Here is an 18,862-nt window from a genome sequence, read left to right on the forward strand (position 1 = left end):
GGGGTTTTCCTACCGCTTATCGCCTGTCACTCATGAATTGATTTGTTACGCCGATGTTTCAGACATGGCGCCGAATGGACTTGGCTCTGCGCATCTCAACAAGTCCATTCGTGAGTGAACCTATGTTCGACACCCTCTCTATCCGCTTGAAAATCGTGCTGCTGTCCGGCCTCTGCCTGTTAGGGGTGATCGCACTGGTGGTCGGCATCAACATCTACAACACCAACCAGAACGATCAATTGGTCAGTGACTCAAGCTCACGAATGCTGACTGCCAGCGTAGAACAGCTGTTGCAAGCCAAGGCGGCCGAACAGGCCGTGCAGTTGCAGAAAACCTTCAACGAAAACCTGCTGGTGGTCACCGCTCTCGCCGATCAAGTCAAAGACCTGCGCACCCTGGGGGCCAAGCGCTCGCTGGACGCGGGTGCCTTGCGCGAAGACATCAACCAGAGCGTAAAAACCGCTTTTGAGCGTAACACCAAGGTGCTGGGCATCTGGCTGTCGTTCGAACCCAACGGACTGGATGGCAAGGACAGCGAGTTCGTCGACGACAAAGCACGCGTCTCCAACGAAAAAGGCCGCTTCTCCAGCTACTGGAGCCGGGCCGGCGGCGCCAGCCTGAACACGATCATGGTTGAAGATGACCTGACGAAAACCAGCCTCAACCTCAGCGGCACGCCCTACAACATTTGGTACACCTGCCCACGAGACACTCGTACTACGTGCCTGTTGGACCCCTACGAAGACACGGTGGCCGGCAAACCCGTGCTGATGACCACCATCTCCCTGCCCTTGATCGTTGAGGGCAAGGTTATCGGCGTCGTTGGTGTCGATATCGCCCTCAACGCCCTGCAAGCGGTCACCGACGCGGCGCAGAAAGACCTGTTCAACGGCGCGGCGCACTTGGAGGTGCTGTCCAGCACCGGCCTGATCGCGGCCTACAGCGGTGAACCGGCCAGAGTGGGCAAGAACCTGATCGACACGCTCGGCGCCGAAGGCAAGGAGATCGTACAGCTGCTCGCCAGCGACCGCCCCATGATCCGCGAGCAGGACGAGACCATTCGCGCCGTGTACCCCGTCAAGCCGATACCCGACGCCAAATCCTGGGGCGTGGTGATCAAACTGCCCAAAGCGGTGATGCTGGCCGATAACGTGAAGCTGCAAGGTGTGCTTGATGACGCACAAGCCACAGGCACCCTCAAGGCCTTGCTGGTAGCGGCTGCGGCCGGCCTGGTAGGCCTGCTGCTGATCTGGCTGACGGCCACTGGCGTGACCCGCCCGATCAACAGCGTGGCGGCCATGCTCAAAGACATCGCCAGCGGCGACGGCGACCTCACCCAGCGCCTGGCCTACAGCAAAAAAGACGAACTGGGCGAGCTGGTGAACTGGTTCAACCGCTTCCTCGACAAGCTGCAACCAACTATCGCGCAGATCAAACAAAGCATCACCGAAGCGCGCGGCACTGCCGATCAGTCCTCGGCCATTGCGCGCCAGACCAGCGAAGGCATGCAGGTGCAATTTCGCGAAATCGACCAGGTGGCCACCGCGTCCAATGAGATGAGCGCCACCGCCCATGACGTCGCCAACAGCGCCTCCAATGCCGCCAGCGCGGCACGCGGCGCGGATCAGTCGGCACGCGAAGGCATGTCGATCATCGAACAAAGCACCCGCGATATCACCACGCTTGCCGAAGAAGTCAGCAAGGCCGTCGGCGAAGTCGAGGCGTTGGCCGTCAACAGCGAACAGATCGGTTCAGTCCTGGAAGTGATCCGCAGCATTGCCGAACAGACCAACCTGCTGGCGTTGAACGCGGCGATCGAAGCGGCGCGCGCCGGGGAAAGCGGACGTGGTTTTGCGGTGGTGGCCGATGAGGTGCGTAACCTGGCCAAGCGCACCCAGGATTCGGTCGAGGAAATTCGCGTGGTGATCGAACGTATCCAGAGCGGCACCCGTGGCGTGGTGGCGACCATGCATTCGAGCCAGCATCAGGCCCAAAGCAATGCCGGGCAGATCCATCAGGCCGTGCAGGCCCTGGGCAAAATCAGCGACGCGGTGACGGTGATCAGCGACATGAACCTGCAAATCGCCAGCGCCGCCGAACAGCAAAGCGCGGTAGCAGAAGAGGTCAATCGCAACGTCTCCGCGATCCGAACCGTCACCGAAACCCTCACCGGCCAGGCCACCGAATCGGCAGCCATCAGCAGCCAGCTCAATGCTTTGGCCAGCCAGCAAATGAAGTTGATGGATCAGTTCAAGGTTTAAATAACACCACACCTCAATGTGGGAGGGGGCTTGCCCACGATGACAGAGTGTCAGTCAAATTGTTTGTAACTGACACCCCGCCATCGGGAGCAAGCCCCCTCCCACATTTGGACCGAGTACCGCTTGGGGCATCCGGTCAGCCAGCAAATGAGGTTGATGGATCAGCCTAAGATCCAGACAACACCACAGACCCACTGTGGGAGGGGGCTTGCTCCCGATGACGGAGTGTCAGCCAACTTATCTGTCACTGACACAACGCCATCGGGAGCAAGCCCCCTCCCACATTGGGATCACTTTTGTCTTAGAGACCGGTCCAGCCTTGGACGAACGGTGTCAGATCTTCCTTCGGCGCGGTGCGCGGCGGGTTCTGGGGGGTACCCAGGTAGAGAAAGCCAATCACTTCCTCGCCGGGTACCAGCCCCAGGCCCTTGGCGACGTGGGCCGAGTAGGACAACTCACCCGTGCGCCACACGGCACCAATCCCCTGGGCATACGCCGCCAGCAGGATGCCATGCGCCGCGCAGGCAGCGGCCAGCAATTGTTCGGATTTGGGCACCTTGAAGTGCTCCTGCAAACGCGCAATCACCACCACCACCAGCGGCGCGCGCAACGGGCCGTTCTGGGCTTTGTCGATGGCGGCTTGCGGGGCGTCGGCATCCTGCAGGCGCGCAGCTTCGGCGAGCAGCGTGCCCATCCGCTCACGGGCCGTGCCTTCCACGGTGAGGAAGCGCCACGGGCGCAGTTGGCCGTGGTCGGGCGCGCGCATGGCGGCAGCGAACAGCACGTCGCGCTGCTCCTGGGTCGGTGCCGGTTCCAGCAGACGCGGCACGGAAACACGGTTGAGCAAAGCGTCGAGAGCCTGCATTGGCCACCTCCAGAAAAAAATGTGCGCTCATTCTAGCGGAATGAATCGGGATGCCACCAAACGATAATTGCTCTTATTCAAACTGCCCCGCCCTGTTAGACTTTGCCCCCACATTTTCCGCCTTCGTTCAGGAAACTCGATGTTCCGTTCGCTACTTCACCTGTGCGCAGCGTTGATGGCCCTGGGCCTGACCGCCTGCGACGACGCCCCGCAGTTTACCCAGGCCGAACCGGGTGAAGCGCGCGCCGGCGGTGCCACCACGGTGAACAAGCGCGACCAGAACGCGTTTTCCCTGCCCTCGGCCAACCTGGCGCCCACTCGCCGCCTGGACTTCAGCGTCGGCAACAGTTTCTTTCGCAGCCCCTGGGTGATCGCGCCCTCGACCACCACCGCGCGTGACGGCCTGGGTCCGCTGTTCAATACCAACGCCTGCCAGAACTGCCATATCAAGGACGGCCGGGGCCACCCGCCGCTGGCCGATGCGCCCAATGCCGTGTCGATGCTGGTCCGCTTATCTATCCCGGATGCAGCACCTTACGCCAAACTCATCGAACAGCTCGGCGTGGTGCCCGAGCCGGTCTATGGTGGGCAACTGCAGGACATGGCCGTGCCCGGCGTGGCGCCGGAAGGCAAGGTGCGGGTCGATTACACACCGGTCAACGTCCAGTTCAAGGACGGCACGGTGGTCGAGTTGCGCAAGCCTGACCTGCAGATCACCCAGCTCGGCTACGGCCCGATGCACCCCGACACGCGTTTCTCTGCGCGCATCGCCCCGCCAATGATCGGCCTGGGGCTGCTCGAAGCCATCAGCGACGCCGATATCCTGCGCAACACCGATCCGAAAACCGCTGACCGTGAGGCCATCATCGGCCGGGCGAATCAGGTGTGGGATGACGCCGCGCAAAAAACCGTGCTGGGGCGATTTGGCTGGAAAGCCGGGCAACCCAACCTCAATCAACAAAATGTTCACGCGTTTTCTGGTGATATGGGCCTCACCACCTCCCTGAGACCCTTCGATGACTGCACCGACGCCCAAGTCGCCTGCAAACAGGCACCCAACGGCAACGGCCCCGAAGGCGAGCCGGAAGTCAGCGACAACATCCTGCGCCTGGTGCTGTTCTATACGCGTAACCTCGCCGTGCCGGTGCGCCGCGACGTCGATGCGCCGCAGGTGCTGGCCGGTAAAAACCTGTTCTACCAGGCCGGCTGCCAGGGCTGTCATAAGCCGACGTTCACCACGGCCGCCAACGCCGCCGAACCTGAGCTGGCCAACCAAGTGATCCGCCCCTACAGCGACTTGCTGCTGCACGACATGGGCGAAGGGCTTGCCGACAACCGTACCGAATTCAAGGCCGGTGGCCGCGACTGGCGTACCCCGCCGTTGTGGGGCATCGGCCTGACGCAAACCGTGAGTGGTCACACCCAGTTCCTGCATGACGGCCGCGCCCGCAACCTGCTCGAAGCCGTGCTCTGGCATGGCGGGCAAGCGCAAGCGGCGCAGCAGCATGTGTTGTCGTTTAACGCCGAGCAGCGCGCCGCGTTGCTGGCGTTCCTGAATTCTCTATAAGCTTTGCCCCAATTACAGAAGGGAGCTCGACATGTTCCGTCCCAAGTTGTTGTTCACCAGCCTGGCCGCCCTTGCCCTCGGCGCCTGCTCGCCCCAGGACCCGCAAGCGGTGACCTCGGCGGCCATCGCCAAGCAAGTCATCCTGCCCACGTATAGCCGCTGGGTTGAAGCCGACCGCCAACTGGCCGTCAGCGCCCTCGCCTACTGCCAGGGCAAGGAAAGCCTGGACACCGCCCGCGCCGACTTCCTCCACGCGCAAAAAGCCTGGGCCGAGCTGCAACCGCTGCTGATCGGCCCGCTGGCCGAAGGCAACCGCGCATGGCAAGTGCAGTTCTGGCCGGACAAGAAAAACCTGGTGGGTCGCCAGGTCGAACAGTTGGTCGCCAGCCAGCCACAGATCGACGGCGCCGCCCTCGCCAAATCCAGCGTGGTGGTGCAAGGCCTGTCCGCCTACGAATATATCCTCTACGACGCCAAGCCTGACGTCGCCGACGAAGCCCAGAAAGCCCGTTACTGCCCGCTGCTGATGGCCATCGGCGAACGCCAGAAAGCCCTGGCCGAAGAGATCCTGGCCAGCTGGAACAGCACCGACGGCATGCTGGCGCAGATGAGCAAGTTTCCGAACCAGCGCTACGCCGATTCCCACGAAGCGATTGCCGACCTGCTGCGTGTGCAAGTGACCGCCCTGGATACCCTGAAGAAAAAACTCGGCACGCCGATGGGCCGCCAGACCAAGGGCATCCCGCAACCGTTCCAGGCCGATGCCTGGCGCAGCCAGTCGTCCCTGCAAAGCCTGGAAGCCAGCCTCGCGGCAGCCCAGACCGTGTGGGTGGGCGTCGACAACAAAGGCCTGCGCGGCCTGTTGCCGGCCGATCAGAAAGCCCTGGCCGACAAGATCGACGCTGCGTATGCCGCGTCACTGAAACTGTTCGCCAGCAACCAGCGCTCCCTCAACGAACTGTTGAACGATGACGCCGGGCGCCAGCAGCTCAACGATCTCTATGACAGCCTCAACGTGGTCCATCGCCTGCATGAAGGCGAGTTGGCCAAGGCGCTGGGCATCCAATTGGGCTTCAACGCCAACGACGGTGACTGATGATGCTCAGGCGACAGGCTTTGGCGGTTGGCAGCGTGCTGCTCAGTGCACTGACGTTGGGCGGCTGGACGCTGTTCAAGCAAAAAGACAAGGGCCCCCTGCTGCTGTCGGCGCGCGATGACGCCGACGGCAGGCACTACGCCGTCGGTTATCGCCTGGACGGCACGCAGGTGTTTGCCACCCAGGTCGGCCAGCGCTGCCACGACATCGTCAACCACCCGACGCTGCCGATCGCGCTGTTCGTCGCCCGCCGCCCGGGCACTGAGAGTTATCTGGTCGACCTGCGTGATGGCACGCTCCTGCAGACCATCACCTCGAACGCCAATCGCCACTTCTATGGGCACGCGGTGATCCACAAGAGCGGTGACTGGCTGTACGCCACCGAGAACGACACGTCCGATCCCGGCCGTGGCTTGCTCGGCGTGTATCGGTTCGAAGGCGAGCGGTTGGTGCACAGCGCAGAAATCTCCACCCATGGCATCGGCCCGCACCAGGTCTCTTGGATGCCCGATGGCGAAACCCTGGTGGTGGCCAACGGCGGCATTCGCACCGAAGCCGAAAGCCGTGTGGAGATGAACCTCAACGCCATGGAACCGAGCCTGGTGCTGATGCACCGCGACGGCCGCCTAATCAGCAAGGAAACCTTGGGCCAGCAGATGAACAGCGTGCGCCATATGGGAATCGCCAGCGATGGCACCATCCTCACAGGGCAGCAGTTCATGGGGCCGTCCCAGGAGCGGTCCGAGCTGCTCGCGATCAAGCGTCCGGGCCAGCCATTCGTGGCCTTTGCGGTGGCCGATGCGCAGTTGCAGGCGATGGGGCACTACACCGCCAGCGTCGCGGTGCACAGTGAGCTGCGGCTGGTGGCGTTGACGGCGCCGCGTGGCAACCGCTTCTTTATCTGGGACATGGACAGCGGCGAGTTGCGCCTGGATGGGCCATTGCCCGACTGTGCCGGTGTGGGTGCGGTGGCGGACGGCTTCGTTGTCACGTCAGGCCAGGGGCGTTGCCGCTTCTATGATTGCCGCCAGAAACAGTTACTGGCCAAACCGTTGGAATTGCCGGCGGGGTTTTGGGATAACCACCTGCACCTGATCTGATTCACGCTCACCCAGGCAAAAAAAGGGCCTCGCATCGCAAGGCCCTTTCCGGGGGGTTCAATCGCTTCAACTCTGCGGCCTCATCGCTTGAGACATCCCGAACATGAATAACAGCAATTCATGATCGGGCTTGGCCGCCACACTGACCTTGGCGACACGTGGCTGCAGGCATAGCCCACCGCCTTGCGCCGCACTGAGTACCTGTGTGCGAGGCTGTTCCCACGCAGCCAGGGCGAGGGCTGCAATGCCCAACGCCCCGACCAGGAACACACCTCGTGCTATTTCTAGCTTCATCTGGTTAAACCCTTGATAGCGCTGCCAAACGCCGTCTCATAAAAGTAGCTGAGTTTTTTCCAGTCGGTATCGTTCCACGACGAATGGCGGCGCAATTGCAGCATGTCATGGGAGGCGGCCCGATAAGCGGTCAGACGCTGGCGACATTTTTCAAAGTCCAACAACGCCACTTCCACGGTCACCGCATCGCCCTCGCCGGTGACCCGTACGAAGATGTGCTTGATATACAGGCAACCATGCTGCCAGCGCCCTTTGTGCATGCGCGCCAGGGTCCCGGCCAGCTCCTTGAGCAGGCGTTCATGCACCTCCTCACCGTATTGCTCACGGCCACCGGCGGCGTACCAGTTTTCGATCTCGTCGAAACCGTCCAGCGAAGCGGTCACCAGCAAGGCTTTCCATTGATGCTCAGGGTCGCGTCGCGCCTCGCAAAACACCATCTCCGGCACCCGTACATCGAGCAAGCGCAGGCCCCTGAGGGCATCACGTTCACGCAACACGGTCGGACGTCCAAACGGATGCAGCCAACTGCGGTAGATGTGGCCGGTCTGGCGCTTGCAGTAGAGCAAACGGCCATTGGAACTGACCACCCGCTGTACGCCACTTTCGCCGCCACGCCGACGATTGGGCTCTTCTACCCATTCGCCCTGCTGGCGCCAGAAAAAATCAAATCGTTCTTCGGGAGCTACATGACTGCCGACTACGCACTCAACTGCCATCCTGTTACCTCTTACGCAATACATAGACTCGCCACATGGCGTAGAGCGGCATGAAGTCCAGGGATTCCTGAACCCGGAAACCGGCCTGCTCGAATTCTGCCTCGACAGTAGCAGCCGGTAACACAAACCGGTTTTGGTAACCTTCCTGCTCACCTTTCTTACGACGACGCACTTCGGCGCGCTTACGCTTCCACGCCTTGAAATTGCCATCCACCCACAGCGAGATAATCACGCTGTCACGGGTAACACGTTGAAACTCCCGCAGTATTGTCATCCTGTGCGCTGGGTCACCGATGTGGTGCATCAGGCGCATGCAGAAAATACTGTCGACCGAATTATCTGGCAAATCGATATCAAAGGCAGATGTCTGCAAAGGACGTACCCGTTTCACCACTTCCGGGGGTTGGGCCACCGTGGCGACCTTCAACATCGACGCCGAATTGTCGGCCCCGATAATCACGCGGTTGGGTTTCTCGGCCAGCAACGGCCAAAACCGACCGGCACCACACGGCAAGTCTAATACCAGGCTTGGCTCACCGGCCATGGCCAGCGCAGCGCGCGCCAGCTGCTCGTCGCGTTTGTGGGACCACCGGCGGGCCAGATTGTCCTGATGCTTGAGCAAATAGCGGTGAGCGTGGTTATCGTCGTACTTTTCAGAAAACTCTAACTTGATCGGCGAAGGCATCTTACATCTCCAATTACTGATGCCTACAACCCTAAGCAGCGAACTGTGATCAACAAGTCAACTCGTTGTGAAAAACTTGTCCTGTCCAATTGCATACATTTCAAGACTTTACAGAAACATTCAGTAGCATCGGGCCATCTTCGCTGAAAAACCGGCGTCGTGCAGCAGCAAATTGTCAGACTGAGCGGTCAGGTTTTGACTTGATCCAATTCGACATGAAAACGGCAACCATTGGGCTCCATGGTGCTCAGGGTCACGCTCCAGCCTTGGTTCTCACAGATGCGCTGCACCAGCGACAAGCCCAACCCTAGCCCCTCGCCGCGCTTCTCGCTGCCCCGCACAAACGGCTCGAACATCGCCTCACGCTTGTCTTCAGGAATGCCCACACCGGTATCCTCCACCACAAAACCGCTGGGCTCCAGGGTGAGGCGGATAAACCCTTGCTCGGTGTAATGCAGTGCATTGCGCAACAGGTTGCCCATCACCGCATGCAGGAAGGTGGTGTTGTAGCGTGTATCCAGCGGATTGCCTGGGCAGTAGATCAACTCAAGACCTTTTTGCTCGATGGGCCCGCGCCAGATCCCGATCAGATCCTCAGCCACCTGTGTCAGGTTGACCTGGGCCGACATGGCGGCATCGTCATGCTGGGCACGGGCCAGCATCAGGAAGGTCTGCACCAGCTCGCGCATTTCTTCACAGGCCCGGGCGATTCGCTGGACCTGGTTACGCCCCCGTTGATCGATTGCCGGGTTCTCCAGCAACAGCTCGCAGGAACTGGCCAGCACCATCAAGGGTGTGCGCAACTCATGGCTCACATCGCTGGTAAACAATTGCTCGCGAGACAGCGCCTGGCGCAAGCGACCCAGGGTGGCATCGAACGCCACCGCCAACTCGCCGACTTCGTCGGCGGCATAATCCGGCGCCAGAGGCGGGGCAAGCCCGAGCAACTGGTCGCGATGGCGCACCTGGCGCGCCAGCCGTACCACCGGCGCCATCACCTTGCGCGCCAACACCCAGCCAAGAAACACCGCCAACGCCAGGCTGAGCACAAAGCCCACCAGCACCACGGCAAACAGAACGCGCTCGCGCTCTTCGAAATCACTTTGGTCCTGCAGCAGCACATAACGCCGGCCATCGATCACCTCGACCATGGCGTGGTATGACAGCGACTCGCGAAACACTTCATGAAAGCCTGGGTCCAGATGCCGCAGATCCTTGGGCAGCTCGAAATCGCCGGGGCCGCCGCTGAAATAAAACAACTGGTCAGGCTCCGGCCGGTGTCGCCAGTCTTCCATGCTGTCCATCAACAGCAGCCGTTGCAGATCGCCGCCCAGGCCCGCCGAAATCAACTTCTCTTCCACCAGGTGTACCGTCGCGACGATGCCCATGGCGAAAGCCCCCGCTACCAACGCGCTCATCAAGGCAAAAGCGATGATGATCCGCTGGGCAAGGCTTTGCTTAAACTCCATCACGTCCCTCGGCGAGGCGATAACCCACACCGTGCACCGTTTGCAGCAGCGGCTTGGCGAAAGGTTTGTCGATCACTTGGCGCAATTGGTGGACGTGGCTGCGCAGGCTGTCGCTGTCCGGGCAATCATCGCCCCACAAGGCTTCTTCGAGAATTTCCCGACGCAATACGTGCGGGCTTTTCTGCATCAACACTGCCAGCAGCTTCAGGCCGACCGGGTTGAGCTTGAGCATGCGCCCTTCGCGCGTGACCTCCAGGGTGTCGAGGTCGTAATGCAGGTCGCCCACTTGCAACACACGCCGCCCGCCACCCTGGGCCCGGCGCAGCACCGCTTCGATGCGCGCGGCCAGTTCGGACAAGGCGAACGGCTTGAGCAGGTAGTCATCGGCCCCGGACTTGAAGCCCTGCAGCCGGTCATCCAACTGGTCGCGGGCGGTGAGCATGATCACTGGCGTGTCGCGGCGTGCATCTTCACGCAGGCGTTTGCACAGGGTGTAGCCATCGATGCCGGGCAGCATGATGTCGAGCACGATCAAGTCGTAATGCTCGGTGGCGGCCAGGTGCAGGCCCGACAAACCGTCCTGCGCACAGTCCACTGTGTAGCCTTTGAGCCCCAAGTAATCGGCCAGGTTGGCCAGAATATCGCGGTTGTCTTCAACCAATAAAATTCGCATGGGCAGTGTCTCCGTACGCGGTAACGGCCGTGTTGGCTCGCGCAGCTTAAGGCCAAGTGCCGCTCAGGGATAGAGCGGCGAGGCCTGTCGATAGAGGTTTTCAACGGGTTGCACAGCCAAACGAGTTTTTCACTATAGCTTCACAAACTGACTACAGCGTCAGCGCGAAGATCGCCGCCACTGAAAAAGGAAATTTGACATGGGGCTCCCCAAAACTGCGCCTGTGCGCTATTTGCTGTTGATAACCGGCGCCTGGCTGGTTGTTTTCCTGCTCACCCGCAGCGTGCTGCTCATCACTCACCTGGATGAAGTCGGCGGTAACCTGCTGCCGGTGTTCGGCGTGGGCTTGCTCTACGACCTCGGCTTCATGGCCTATGCGGCGTTGCCGCTGGGGCTGTACCTGTTGCTGTGCCCGCCTGCACTGTGGCGCCGTCGCGGTCATCGCTGGTTCCTGCAAGCGCTGCTCACGGTGAGCCTGTTCGCGATGCTGTTCACGTCGGTGGCCGAATGGCTGTTCTGGGATGAATTCGGCGTGCGCTTCAACTTTATCGCCGTTGATTACCTGGTGTACTCCGATGAGGTGTTGAACAACCTGCTGGAGTCCTACCCGATCGGCAAGCTGCTCAGCCTTTTGGCGATGCTCGCGCTGATCCTCAGCGTGGCCCTGCGCAAGCCCTTCAACGCCGCGATGGCCGCGCCCCTGCCGGCGCTGCGTGGCCGGTTGGTGAATGCCGTGGCCTTGCTGGTGGTCGCCGGCCTCAGCCTGCAACTGATCAGCCAGGACAGCCCGCGCACGCAAGGCGGCAACGCTTATAAAAACGAACTGGCCAGCAATGGCCCCTATCAGTTCTTTGCCGCGTTCCGTAATAACGAACTGGACTACATGCAGTTCTATAAAAGCCTGCCAACCGACGTGGTCGCCAAGCAACTGCGCGCCGAGCTCAGTGAGCCCAACGCCCGTTTCATCGACCAGGACCCCCTGGATATCCGCCGCGCCATCACCAACCCCGGAACCCTGCGCAAGCCCAATATCGTGCTGGTCACCATCGAGAGCTTCAGCGCCAAATACATGGGCAGCAACGGCGACGAGCGCCACCTCACGCCCAACCTCGATGCGCTGCGCCAACAGAGCCTGTACTTCAATAACTTCTATGCCACCGGTACGCGTACCGACCGTGGCCTGGAAGCCATCACCCTGGCGGTTCCTCCTACGCCTGGGCGCTCTATCGTCAAGCGCATCGGCCGCGAAAGCGGTTTCGCCAGCCTGGGGCAGCAGCTTTCCGCCATTGGCTACGACAGCGTGTTCGTCTACGGCGGGCGCGGTTACTTCGACAACATGAATGCGTTTTTCAGCGGCAATGGCTATCGCGTCGTCGACCAGAGCAGCGTGCCCGAAGCGCAAATCTCGTTTAAAAACGCCTGGGGCATGGCCGACGAGGACCTGTACAAACAAACCCTGAATCTGGCCGATGCCGACTACGCCAAGCAGCAGCCGTTTTTGCTGCAGTTGATGACCACCTCCAACCACCGTCCCTACACCTACCCGGACGGGCGTATCGATATCAAATCCGGCAAGGGCCGTGACGGCGCAGTGAAATATACCGACTACGCCATCGGCCAGTTCCTCGACGCGGCGCGCCAGAAGCCCTGGTTCGATAACACGATCTTTGTGTTCGTCGCCGACCACACCGCCGGCAGCGCAGGCAAGGAAGATCTGCCGATCACCAACTACCAGATCCCCCTGTTCATCTATGCACCGAAGCTGATCGACGCCCGCGAAACCGCGCAACTGGCCAGCCAGATCGACCTGGCGCCGACGCTGCTGGGCTTGATCAACCTGAGCTACGAGTCGACGTTCTTCGGCCGCAACCTGTTGCAAGACAACCCGCTGCCACCGCGCGTGGTGGTCGGCAACTACCAGCACCTTGGCCTGTTTGACGGCACGAACCTGGCGATTCTCAGCCCGCGCAAAGGCCTGCGTCGTCATGACCAGGCGCTGGGGGACAGCCAGGAACTGCGCGTCGGCAGCGACGACCCGTTGATCCAGCGGGCGATCACCTATTACCAAGCCGCCAGCTACGACTACAAGCAACAACTGCTGAGTTGGAGAGCCCCCAAGGAAGAGGCCCCAGCCCTGAGCACACGCTAATCAAAACGTCCCGTGCGGGTGAGTACGGGACGTTTTTTACCAAGGTTCGTCATGAAGCCCCCCGCCTTCCTACCCGTTTCTAAACCGCTTAATTTTTGGCTGTGTCTGGGCCTCCCCGTCGGCGCCGCATTGGTCTTGCTGCTTCTGCAGCTGACCTCGCTGGACATGGACCTGGCCAAACGCTTCTACGATGCCGAGCAAGGCGGCTTCATCGGCCGCTATAGCTTCTTTCTCGAAGACATCCTGCATGATCGCGCCAAGCAACTGGTGATCCTGTTTTCGGTACTGGCGATTCTCGGGCTGGTGGGCAGTTTCATCCTGCAGCGACTCAAGCCCTACCGCCGCGAACTGGTCTGCCTGGTGCTGTCCCTGGCAATGGCGACGGCTTTCGTGGCGCCGTTGAAGACCATTACCGCAGTGCAATGCCCCTGGAGCCTCAAAGAATTCGGTGGCCAGGAAATTTACAGCGAACTGCTTAGCCCTCGCCCGCCGACCGATAAACCCGGTCGCTGCTGGCCCGGCGGACATGCGGCAACCGGGTTTGCCTTGTTCGCTTGGTTTTTTGCCCTGCGCGATCGCCGGCCACGCATGGCGCGCAACGCGTTTATCTTCGCGGTGGGCTTGGGCAGCGTCTTTTCCGTCAGCCGCATGTTGCAAGGGGCGCACTTTTTTTCCCACAACGTCTGGACGGCGATATTTTGCTGGCTGATCTGCCTGGGCATGTATTGCCTACTGTTGTACCGGCCATCGAAGCCCGCCACGTCCCGTTGACGGCTTGCGCAACATCCATAAAAAAACCCCGCCTGCATCACTGCAGGCGGGGTTTTTCAGTAGCTGGGTAAGGCTGGCTTACATCATGCCGCCCATACCACCCATGCCGCCCATGTCTGGCATACCGCCGCCGCCAGCGCCTTCAGCCTTAGGCTTGTCGGCGATTGCAGCTTCGGTGGTCAGGATCAGGCCGCCGATGGAAGCTGCCGCTTGCAGCGCGGAACGCGTCACCTTGGTTGGGTCCAGGATGCCCATTTCGATCATGTCGCCGTAGACGCCAGTCGCAGCGTTGTAACCGTAGTTACCTTTGCCGTTCTTGACTTCGTTGACCACAACGCTTGGCTCGTCGCCGGAGTTGGCAGCGATCTGGCGCAGCGGTGCTTCAACGGCACGACGCAGTACAGCGATACCAACGTTCTGGTCAGCGTTGTCGCCGGTCAGGTTGGTCAGGGCTTCCAGAGCACGGATCAGCGCAACGCCACCGCCAGGTACCACGCCTTCTTCAACGGCTGCACGGGTTGCGTGCAGGGCGTCTTCAACGCGGGCCTTCTTCTCTTTCATTTCGACTTCGGAACCGGCGCCAACCTTGATCACTGCAACGCCGCCGGACAGCTTGGCCAGACGCTCTTGCAGTTTTTCCCGGTCGTAGTCCGAGGAAGTCTCGGCTACTTGAGCGCGGATCTGAGCGATACGCGACTCGATGTCACCTTCAACGCCAGCACCGTCAACGATGATGGTGTTTTCCTTGGAGATGGTCACACGCTTGGCGCTACCCAGGTTTTCCAGGGTGGCGCTTTCCAGGCTCAGGCCGATCTCTTCGGAGATAACGGTACCGCCGGTCAATACGGCGATGTCCTGCAGCATGGCCTTGCGACGGTCGCCGAAGCCTGGAGCCTTGACGGCTGCAACCTTGACGATGCCACGCATGTTGTTCACAACCAGAGTCGCCAGGGCTTCGCCTTCAACGTCTTCGGAAACGATCAGCAATGGGCGGCCGGCTTTGGCAACGGCTTCCAGCACTGGCAGCATTTCGCGGATGTTGGAGATCTTTTTGTCGACCAGCAGGATCAGCGGGCTGTCCAGCTCGGCAACCATGGTGTCTGGCTTGTTGACGAAGTACGGGGACAGGTAGCCACGGTCGAACTGCATGCCTTCTACAACCGACAGTTCGTTTTCCAGGCCCGAGCCTTCTTCAACGGTGATCACGCCTTCTTTGCCGACTTTTTCCATGGCTTCGGCAATGATGTCGCCGATGGAGCTGTCGGAGTTGGCGGAGATGGTACCTACCTGAGCGATAGCCTTGGTGTCAGCGCATGGCTTGGACAGGTTTTTCAGCTCGGCAACGATGGCGATGGTCGCCTTGTCGATACCGCGCTTGAGGTCCATTGGGTTCATGCCGGCAGCGACGGCCTTGTAGCCTTCGTTGACGATGGCCTGAGCCAGTACGGTCGCGGTGGTGGTGCCGTCACCGGCGTCATCGTTGGCACGGGAGGCAACGTCTTTGACCAGCTGCGCGCCCATGTTTTCGAAACGGTCTTCCAGTTCGATTTCTTTGGCGACGGAAACGCCGTCCTTGGTGATGGTCGGAGCGCCGAAGCTCTTCTCGATGATCACGTTACGGCCTTTCGGGCCCAGGGTCGCTTTTACTGCGTCAGCCAGGACGTTGACACCGGTGAGCATTTTTTTGCGGGCGGAGTCGCCGAATTTAACTTCTTTAGCAGCCATGATCGATATTCCTTAAATACTTTGGAGTAAACGGAAAATGAGCGGGGAAATCAGTCTTCCAGTACGGCGAGAATTTCGTTCTCAGCCATTACCAGCAGGTCTTCGCCGTCGATTTTCACAGTGTTGCTGCCGGAGTAAGGGCCGAAAACAACCTTGTCACCCACTTTCACGGCCAGCGCACGTACTTCACCGTTTTCCAGAGCCTTGCCTGGACCCGCAGCAAGAATCACACCGTGGTTGGCTTTTTCAGCAGCCGAACCTGGCAGGACGATCCCGCCGGCGGTTTTCTTTTCTTCTTCACTGCGACGGATGACGACGCGGTCATGCAGAGGACGAAGCTTCATTGTCGATCTCTCCTAATTGTGTTTTTCATCGGCCGGTATCAATTCCGGCGGGTTAAATTCCGGCGGTGCCGGTCGCGGCTCGCTGGGCGAACCGCGGAAGTCTGTCTAGTGTCACCACCAGAAACCTTGCGGTGACCGTTACATAAGGGCGCCCAGGCTTATTACAAGGGCCAGCGCCGGAAATTTTTTTGGATTGACTCAAGGATGAATGCAACACGGCACCCGAAGGTGCCGTGCCGGTGAAGCGGTTATTTGTTGTCGCGGTGTTCGAATTCGCCTTCGATCACATCGCCTTCACGCCCCAAGGGCTGGCGCGGGGCCGGGCCGCCACGGGGTTGCAGGTCGTCGGCAAAAGCACGCTGGCGAAGGGCCGCTTCTTCGGCACGCTGGCGCATCTTGCCGGCCAGCAATTTGCGCGTGACCGGCAGCAGCATGACCAGGCCCACCACGTCGCTGATGAAACCCGGCAGGATCAACAGGCCACCGGCCAGGGCCATCATCAGGCCTTCGAGCATGGTCTGGGCGGGCAGCTCACCGCGGTTCAGGCTTTCACGGGCACGCAGTGCCGTCGCCAGCCCGGCGACGCGCAGCACCAGCACGCCGAGCATCGAGCCGAGAATGATCAGCAGCAGAGCCGGGAAAAATCCGATCGCACCGCTGACTTGAACGAATACGAACAGCTCCAGCACCGGGAACAAGAGAAAAAGCAACAAAAAAGGGCGCATCAAATGGTTCCTCAACGCAAGAATGCCTTGCTAGTTCACCTTAGATGACGTCGCCTTTTCGTGAATTCAAGCACTAACGTCTGATTTTTTCGGCCAGGATTCGGCGTGAGCCAATGAAACCAAGGCTTCGCGTACTTGTGTCGGCGTGTTGCAAGGTTCGCCAAACGGCAGCCAGTGCAGGGACTGGCCGACACGCAGGTGCATGCCTTCGCTGTCGATGCCGGCCAGTTGCGCAGGCTCAGTCGTCGGTAAACCAGCAAGGTTGACGTAATGGGCGATGGCCTTGGCGTGATCGCTGTTCATGTGTTCGATCATGCTGCGTTCGGCGTTGCCCGCGAACGGATTGGCCAAGGTCAGGTGGTCGACCCAGTGGATCGCGCCGAACCCGCCGATATACCGGTGGCGCACCGGCTGGAGCACCCAGAAATCGAAATCGTGGGCCTTGTGGTAGTTGGCCGAGTCCGGGAAGTAGCGGTAGTAGCGCTCGGCAGCGGCGTCGATGGCGGCTTCGTCTTCCAGCTTCCGGGCTTGCGCCAGGTAGGTCAGGCGTCCGACGGCCTGCACATCGGCCGCTTCGCGCTCACCCACCAGCAACGAACACTTGGGGTCGTTCTGCAGGTTGTGGGTGTGTTGGGCGATGCGGCTGATCAGGATCAGCGGGCGGCCCTGCTCGTCGAGGCAGTACGGCACGACCGAACCGAAGGGAAAACCGGGCATGGCTTTGGATTGTGTGGCCAAGGCCCCACGGTATTCCTTGAGCAACAGCTCTCGGGCGTTCCTGGCAACGTGCGCGCTCAATGTATGACTCCTGGGTTGTTTCGCCGCCCATGGCATATGGGAATGGATCTCAACACAAGGTAATCAATATCCGCGCAGGTTGCCAGGGTGCTCGATGCCGCGTTACCAGGACACGCCAAACCCTGCGGTGTAGCGGGTCTTGCTCAAGCTGCTGTCGGAATCGCCGCTGATGACGTCGCGCTCGGCCTTGAGATTGAGCGAGGCCCATTCGGTGACCTTGTAGCGCAGGCCCATCTCGGCATCCAGGGAATACTCGGCCGGACCGTCGATCGGCTTGCCCAGCTCGCCGTTGGTGAAGAATTCCACGGTCTTGCCTACCAGGTAGCGGTTGTAGTTCCACTTCATGGCCAGGGAATAGAAGTTGTCCTTGCCGCCATCGGCGTATTCGTAATCGGTGCGGTTGATCAGCGAGCCGAGGGAGAACGCGCCCAGTTCATCGTCCCAGAACTGATAGCCCGGGCCGGTACCGACGGTGCGTTGGCGCGCCAGGTCTTCAACCTTGTCGCGCTTGTAGGTCAGGCGGCCTTGCCAGAACCAGTGCTCGGTGATGAAGCGGTCCAGATCGTATTCCAGCGCCCAGTTGTCGGTGGTGGTGACGTCGTCCTGGAATTCGCGGTTGTATTCGCCCTTGCCGGTGTGGCGCCACTGGCCGTGACGGGCCGAGGTCTTGAAGTCGACGTCGTAGTCGTTGGTGTCTTTGTCGGCGCGCTTGTAGTCCAGCGCCAGGTCGATGTTGCCCTTCCACACCAGGTCTTCGATCACAGGCTTGGGCTTGAGGATCTGCTGGATACTGGCCAGGTCCACGGTCTTGGGCGCTTCGCCATTGGCCAGCACGACTTTGCCATCCTCCGCCGGCTTGAGGGACTTGGCCTTTTCACCGGCATAGGCGTCCTGCTTGACCAGCAACTCCTGGTCGCTCTCCAGGGTTTTCACCTGCTTCCAATCCACCGGGATGGCGCCCCCGTAGCTGGTTTGGATCAGCAACTTGCCGCCGTCGAAGACTTTGATCTTGCCGGTCAGGCGGTCACCGTTCTTCAACCAGACGGTATCGGCGAGCAAGGGCGTGGAAGCACTGAGAACAGCGAGGCACAGCAGGGTTCTGGACAACATAAGCAGATACGGGGCTCGGGGTTGGCGAAAGGAAGACGCTATCGTGTGAGATAGCCTGAACTGACTCAACTATTTATATTGAGTTCAATACGCGACACCAAGTTTACAGACGTTTCTTACAAAAACACCGACGTTCTCAACGGATAGACCCACAGTGAATGAACCTGCCGACACCCCGCAAAGCCCCGCCGACATGCGCCGCACCGCGCTGTACCTGACCTTGGCGCAAGTGCCGGCAGGTTGCGTCGTAAGCTACGGCGAGTTGGCGCACCTGGCAGGGTTGGGGCGCGCCGCACGCTGGGTCGGACGTACCCTGAGCCAGCTTCCCGCAGACACCCGACTGCCCTGGCATCGGGTGCTGGGTGCCGGTGGTCGGATAAGTCTGCCGGTGGGCAGCGCCTCAGGTGACGAGCAACGTGCGCGTTTACGCAGCGAAGGTGTCAGCATCCTGAACAATCGCGTTGATATTCAGCGCCATGGCTGGCGCCCGGTAGAGCACAGCGGTTAGAGTGCG

At 60.6% G+C, this 18,862-nt stretch carries 17 protein-coding genes and 2 pseudogenes; 8 read left to right on the forward strand and 11 right to left on the reverse strand.

Annotated features, from left to right (window positions below; translation table 11 throughout):
- Positions 1-263 precede the first annotated feature (263 nt).
- Positions 264-1,355 (forward strand): annotated as a pseudogene (locus C4J91_RS28205) (cache domain-containing protein); the annotation flags it as partial.
- A gap of 375 nt (positions 1,356-1,730) precedes the next feature.
- Positions 1,731-2,261, forward strand: a pseudogene (locus tag C4J91_RS28210) (methyl-accepting chemotaxis protein); the annotation flags it as partial.
- 301 nt (positions 2,262-2,562) lie between these two features.
- Here the strand turns inward: C4J91_RS28210 and C4J91_RS21960 are convergent.
- Positions 2,563-3,126: an NAD(P)H nitroreductase gene (locus C4J91_RS21960; RefSeq protein WP_124364230.1), complete on the reverse strand. Its 564-nt coding sequence runs from the start codon at positions 3,124-3,126 to the stop codon at positions 2,563-2,565.
- A gap of 139 nt (positions 3,127-3,265) precedes the next feature.
- Between C4J91_RS21960 and C4J91_RS21965 the strand changes: the two genes are divergently transcribed.
- The 3 genes from C4J91_RS21965 to C4J91_RS21975 are packed head-to-tail and all read left to right on the forward strand — an operon-like array spanning position 3,266 to position 6,889.
- On the forward strand, positions 3,266-4,693 hold the full coding sequence (locus C4J91_RS21965; protein WP_124364231.1) for a di-heme oxidoredictase family protein: 1,428 nt from the start codon (positions 3,266-3,268) through the stop codon (positions 4,691-4,693).
- A gap of 31 nt (positions 4,694-4,724) precedes the next feature.
- Entirely contained in the window at positions 4,725-5,789 is a 1,065-nt protein-coding gene (locus C4J91_RS21970; RefSeq protein WP_124364232.1) for an imelysin family protein, read from the forward strand.
- Between the two features lie 2 nt (positions 5,790-5,791).
- Positions 5,792-6,889 (forward strand): DUF1513 domain-containing protein, encoded by a 1,098-nt coding sequence (locus tag C4J91_RS21975; RefSeq protein ID WP_124365205.1) that lies wholly within the window; start codon positions 5,792-5,794, stop codon positions 6,887-6,889.
- A gap of 66 nt (positions 6,890-6,955) precedes the next feature.
- Here C4J91_RS21975 and C4J91_RS21980 read toward each other — a convergent pair whose 3' ends face one another.
- The 5 genes from C4J91_RS21980 to colR all read right to left on the reverse strand — a co-directional run bounded on the left by C4J91_RS21980 (position 6,956) and on the right by colR (position 10,726).
- A complete protein-coding gene (locus C4J91_RS21980) occupies positions 6,956-7,183 on the reverse strand; it encodes a hypothetical protein (protein ID WP_124364233.1) in 228 nt (75 codons plus the stop codon).
- Positions 7,180-7,899, reverse strand: a complete 720-nt coding sequence (locus C4J91_RS21985) for a lipopolysaccharide kinase InaA family protein (protein WP_124364234.1) — start codon at positions 7,897-7,899, stop codon at positions 7,180-7,182. The genes C4J91_RS21980 and C4J91_RS21985 overlap by 4 nt, the downstream gene beginning before the upstream one ends.
- A gap of 4 nt (positions 7,900-7,903) precedes the next feature.
- Positions 7,904-8,584, reverse strand: coding sequence for a class I SAM-dependent methyltransferase (locus C4J91_RS21990; protein ID WP_124364235.1), 681 nt, complete (start codon positions 8,582-8,584; stop codon positions 7,904-7,906).
- A gap of 188 nt (positions 8,585-8,772) precedes the next feature.
- Entirely contained in the window at positions 8,773-10,053 is a 1,281-nt protein-coding gene (locus C4J91_RS21995) for a HAMP domain-containing sensor histidine kinase (protein ID WP_124364236.1), read from the reverse strand.
- Positions 10,043-10,726 carry a two-component system response regulator ColR gene (gene colR, locus C4J91_RS22000; RefSeq protein ID WP_124364237.1) on the reverse strand — a complete coding sequence of 228 codons (684 nt, stop codon included), beginning with the start codon at positions 10,724-10,726 and terminating at the stop codon, positions 10,043-10,045. The genes C4J91_RS21995 and colR overlap by 11 nt, the downstream gene beginning before the upstream one ends.
- Positions 10,727-10,925: 199 nt before the next feature.
- Here colR and C4J91_RS22005 point away from each other — a divergent pair, with 199 nt between their 5' ends.
- Both C4J91_RS22005 and C4J91_RS22010 read left to right on the forward strand, forming a co-directional pair.
- Positions 10,926-12,875: an LTA synthase family protein gene (locus tag C4J91_RS22005; protein ID WP_124364238.1), complete on the forward strand. Its 1,950-nt coding sequence runs from the start codon at positions 10,926-10,928 to the stop codon at positions 12,873-12,875.
- Positions 12,876-12,926: 51 nt separating this feature from the next.
- Positions 12,927-13,646, forward strand: a complete 720-nt coding sequence (locus C4J91_RS22010; RefSeq protein WP_124364239.1) for a phosphatase PAP2 family protein — start codon at positions 12,927-12,929, stop codon at positions 13,644-13,646.
- Between the two features lie 78 nt (positions 13,647-13,724).
- Here the strand turns inward: C4J91_RS22010 and groL are convergent, their stop codons facing one another.
- The 5 genes from groL to C4J91_RS22035 form a co-directional block, all read right to left on the reverse strand.
- On the reverse strand, positions 13,725-15,371 hold the full coding sequence (gene groL / locus C4J91_RS22015) for a chaperonin GroEL (protein WP_065887544.1): 1,647 nt from the start codon (positions 15,369-15,371) through the stop codon (positions 13,725-13,727).
- Positions 15,372-15,421: 50 nt separating this feature from the next.
- Entirely contained in the window at positions 15,422-15,715 is a 294-nt protein-coding gene (locus C4J91_RS22020) for a co-chaperone GroES (protein WP_124364240.1), read from the reverse strand.
- A 248-nt stretch (positions 15,716-15,963) separates the two neighbouring features.
- Positions 15,964-16,440 carry an FxsA family protein gene (locus C4J91_RS22025; protein WP_124364241.1) on the reverse strand — a complete coding sequence of 159 codons (477 nt, stop codon included), beginning with the start codon at positions 16,438-16,440 and terminating at the stop codon, positions 15,964-15,966.
- Between the two features lie 66 nt (positions 16,441-16,506).
- Entirely contained in the window at positions 16,507-17,238 is a 732-nt protein-coding gene (locus tag C4J91_RS22030) for a HugZ family protein (RefSeq protein ID WP_124364242.1), read from the reverse strand.
- A gap of 102 nt (positions 17,239-17,340) precedes the next feature.
- The gene (locus C4J91_RS22035) at positions 17,341-18,348 is read right to left on the reverse strand and encodes a DUF481 domain-containing protein (RefSeq protein WP_124364243.1); all 1,008 of its coding nucleotides are present in this window, start codon (positions 18,346-18,348) and stop codon (positions 17,341-17,343) included.
- A 193-nt stretch (positions 18,349-18,541) separates the two neighbouring features.
- Between C4J91_RS22035 and C4J91_RS22040 the strand changes: the two genes are divergently transcribed.
- Entirely contained in the window at positions 18,542-18,856 is a 315-nt protein-coding gene (locus tag C4J91_RS22040) for an MGMT family protein (RefSeq protein WP_256657927.1), read from the forward strand.
- The last annotated feature ends 6 nt before the right edge of the window (positions 18,857-18,862 follow it).

Origin of the sequence: Pseudomonas sp. R3-52-08, from assembly GCF_003851745.1 — a bacterium.
In the GTDB taxonomy this organism is placed as follows: Bacteria; Pseudomonadota; Gammaproteobacteria; order Pseudomonadales; family Pseudomonadaceae; genus Aquipseudomonas.

Excerpts from the sequence above, each read along its gene's own strand:
- C4J91_RS21960 (WP_124364230.1), bottom strand. The coding sequence starts at position 3,126 with ATGCAGGCTCTCGACGCTTTGCTCAACCGTGTTTCCGTGCCGCGTCTG.
- C4J91_RS21965 (WP_124364231.1), top strand. The coding sequence starts at position 3,266 with ATGTTCCGTTCGCTACTTCACCTGTGCGCAGCGTTGATGGCCCTGGGC.
- C4J91_RS21970 (WP_124364232.1), top strand. The coding sequence starts at position 4,725 with ATGTTCCGTCCCAAGTTGTTGTTCACCAGCCTGGCCGCCCTTGCCCTC.
- C4J91_RS21975 (WP_124365205.1), top strand. The coding sequence starts at position 5,792 with ATGCTCAGGCGACAGGCTTTGGCGGTTGGCAGCGTGCTGCTCAGTGCA.
- C4J91_RS21980 (WP_124364233.1), bottom strand. The coding sequence starts at position 7,183 with ATGAAGCTAGAAATAGCACGAGGTGTGTTCCTGGTCGGGGCGTTGGGC.
- C4J91_RS21985 (WP_124364234.1), bottom strand. The coding sequence starts at position 7,899 with ATGGCAGTTGAGTGCGTAGTCGGCAGTCATGTAGCTCCCGAAGAACGA.
- C4J91_RS21990 (WP_124364235.1), bottom strand. The coding sequence starts at position 8,584 with ATGCCTTCGCCGATCAAGTTAGAGTTTTCTGAAAAGTACGACGATAAC.
- C4J91_RS21995 (WP_124364236.1), bottom strand. The coding sequence starts at position 10,053 with ATGGAGTTTAAGCAAAGCCTTGCCCAGCGGATCATCATCGCTTTTGCC.
- colR (WP_124364237.1), bottom strand. The coding sequence starts at position 10,726 with ATGCGAATTTTATTGGTTGAAGACAACCGCGATATTCTGGCCAACCTG.
- C4J91_RS22005 (WP_124364238.1), top strand. The coding sequence starts at position 10,926 with ATGGGGCTCCCCAAAACTGCGCCTGTGCGCTATTTGCTGTTGATAACC.
- C4J91_RS22010 (WP_124364239.1), top strand. The coding sequence starts at position 12,927 with ATGAAGCCCCCCGCCTTCCTACCCGTTTCTAAACCGCTTAATTTTTGG.
- groL (WP_065887544.1), bottom strand. The coding sequence starts at position 15,371 with ATGGCTGCTAAAGAAGTTAAATTCGGCGACTCCGCCCGCAAAAAAATG.
- C4J91_RS22020 (WP_124364240.1), bottom strand. The coding sequence starts at position 15,715 with ATGAAGCTTCGTCCTCTGCATGACCGCGTCGTCATCCGTCGCAGTGAA.
- C4J91_RS22025 (WP_124364241.1), bottom strand. The coding sequence starts at position 16,440 with ATGCGCCCTTTTTTGTTGCTTTTTCTCTTGTTCCCGGTGCTGGAGCTG.
- C4J91_RS22035 (WP_124364243.1), bottom strand. The coding sequence starts at position 18,348 with ATGTTGTCCAGAACCCTGCTGTGCCTCGCTGTTCTCAGTGCTTCCACG.
- C4J91_RS22040 (WP_256657927.1), top strand. The coding sequence starts at position 18,542 with ATGCGCCGCACCGCGCTGTACCTGACCTTGGCGCAAGTGCCGGCAGGT.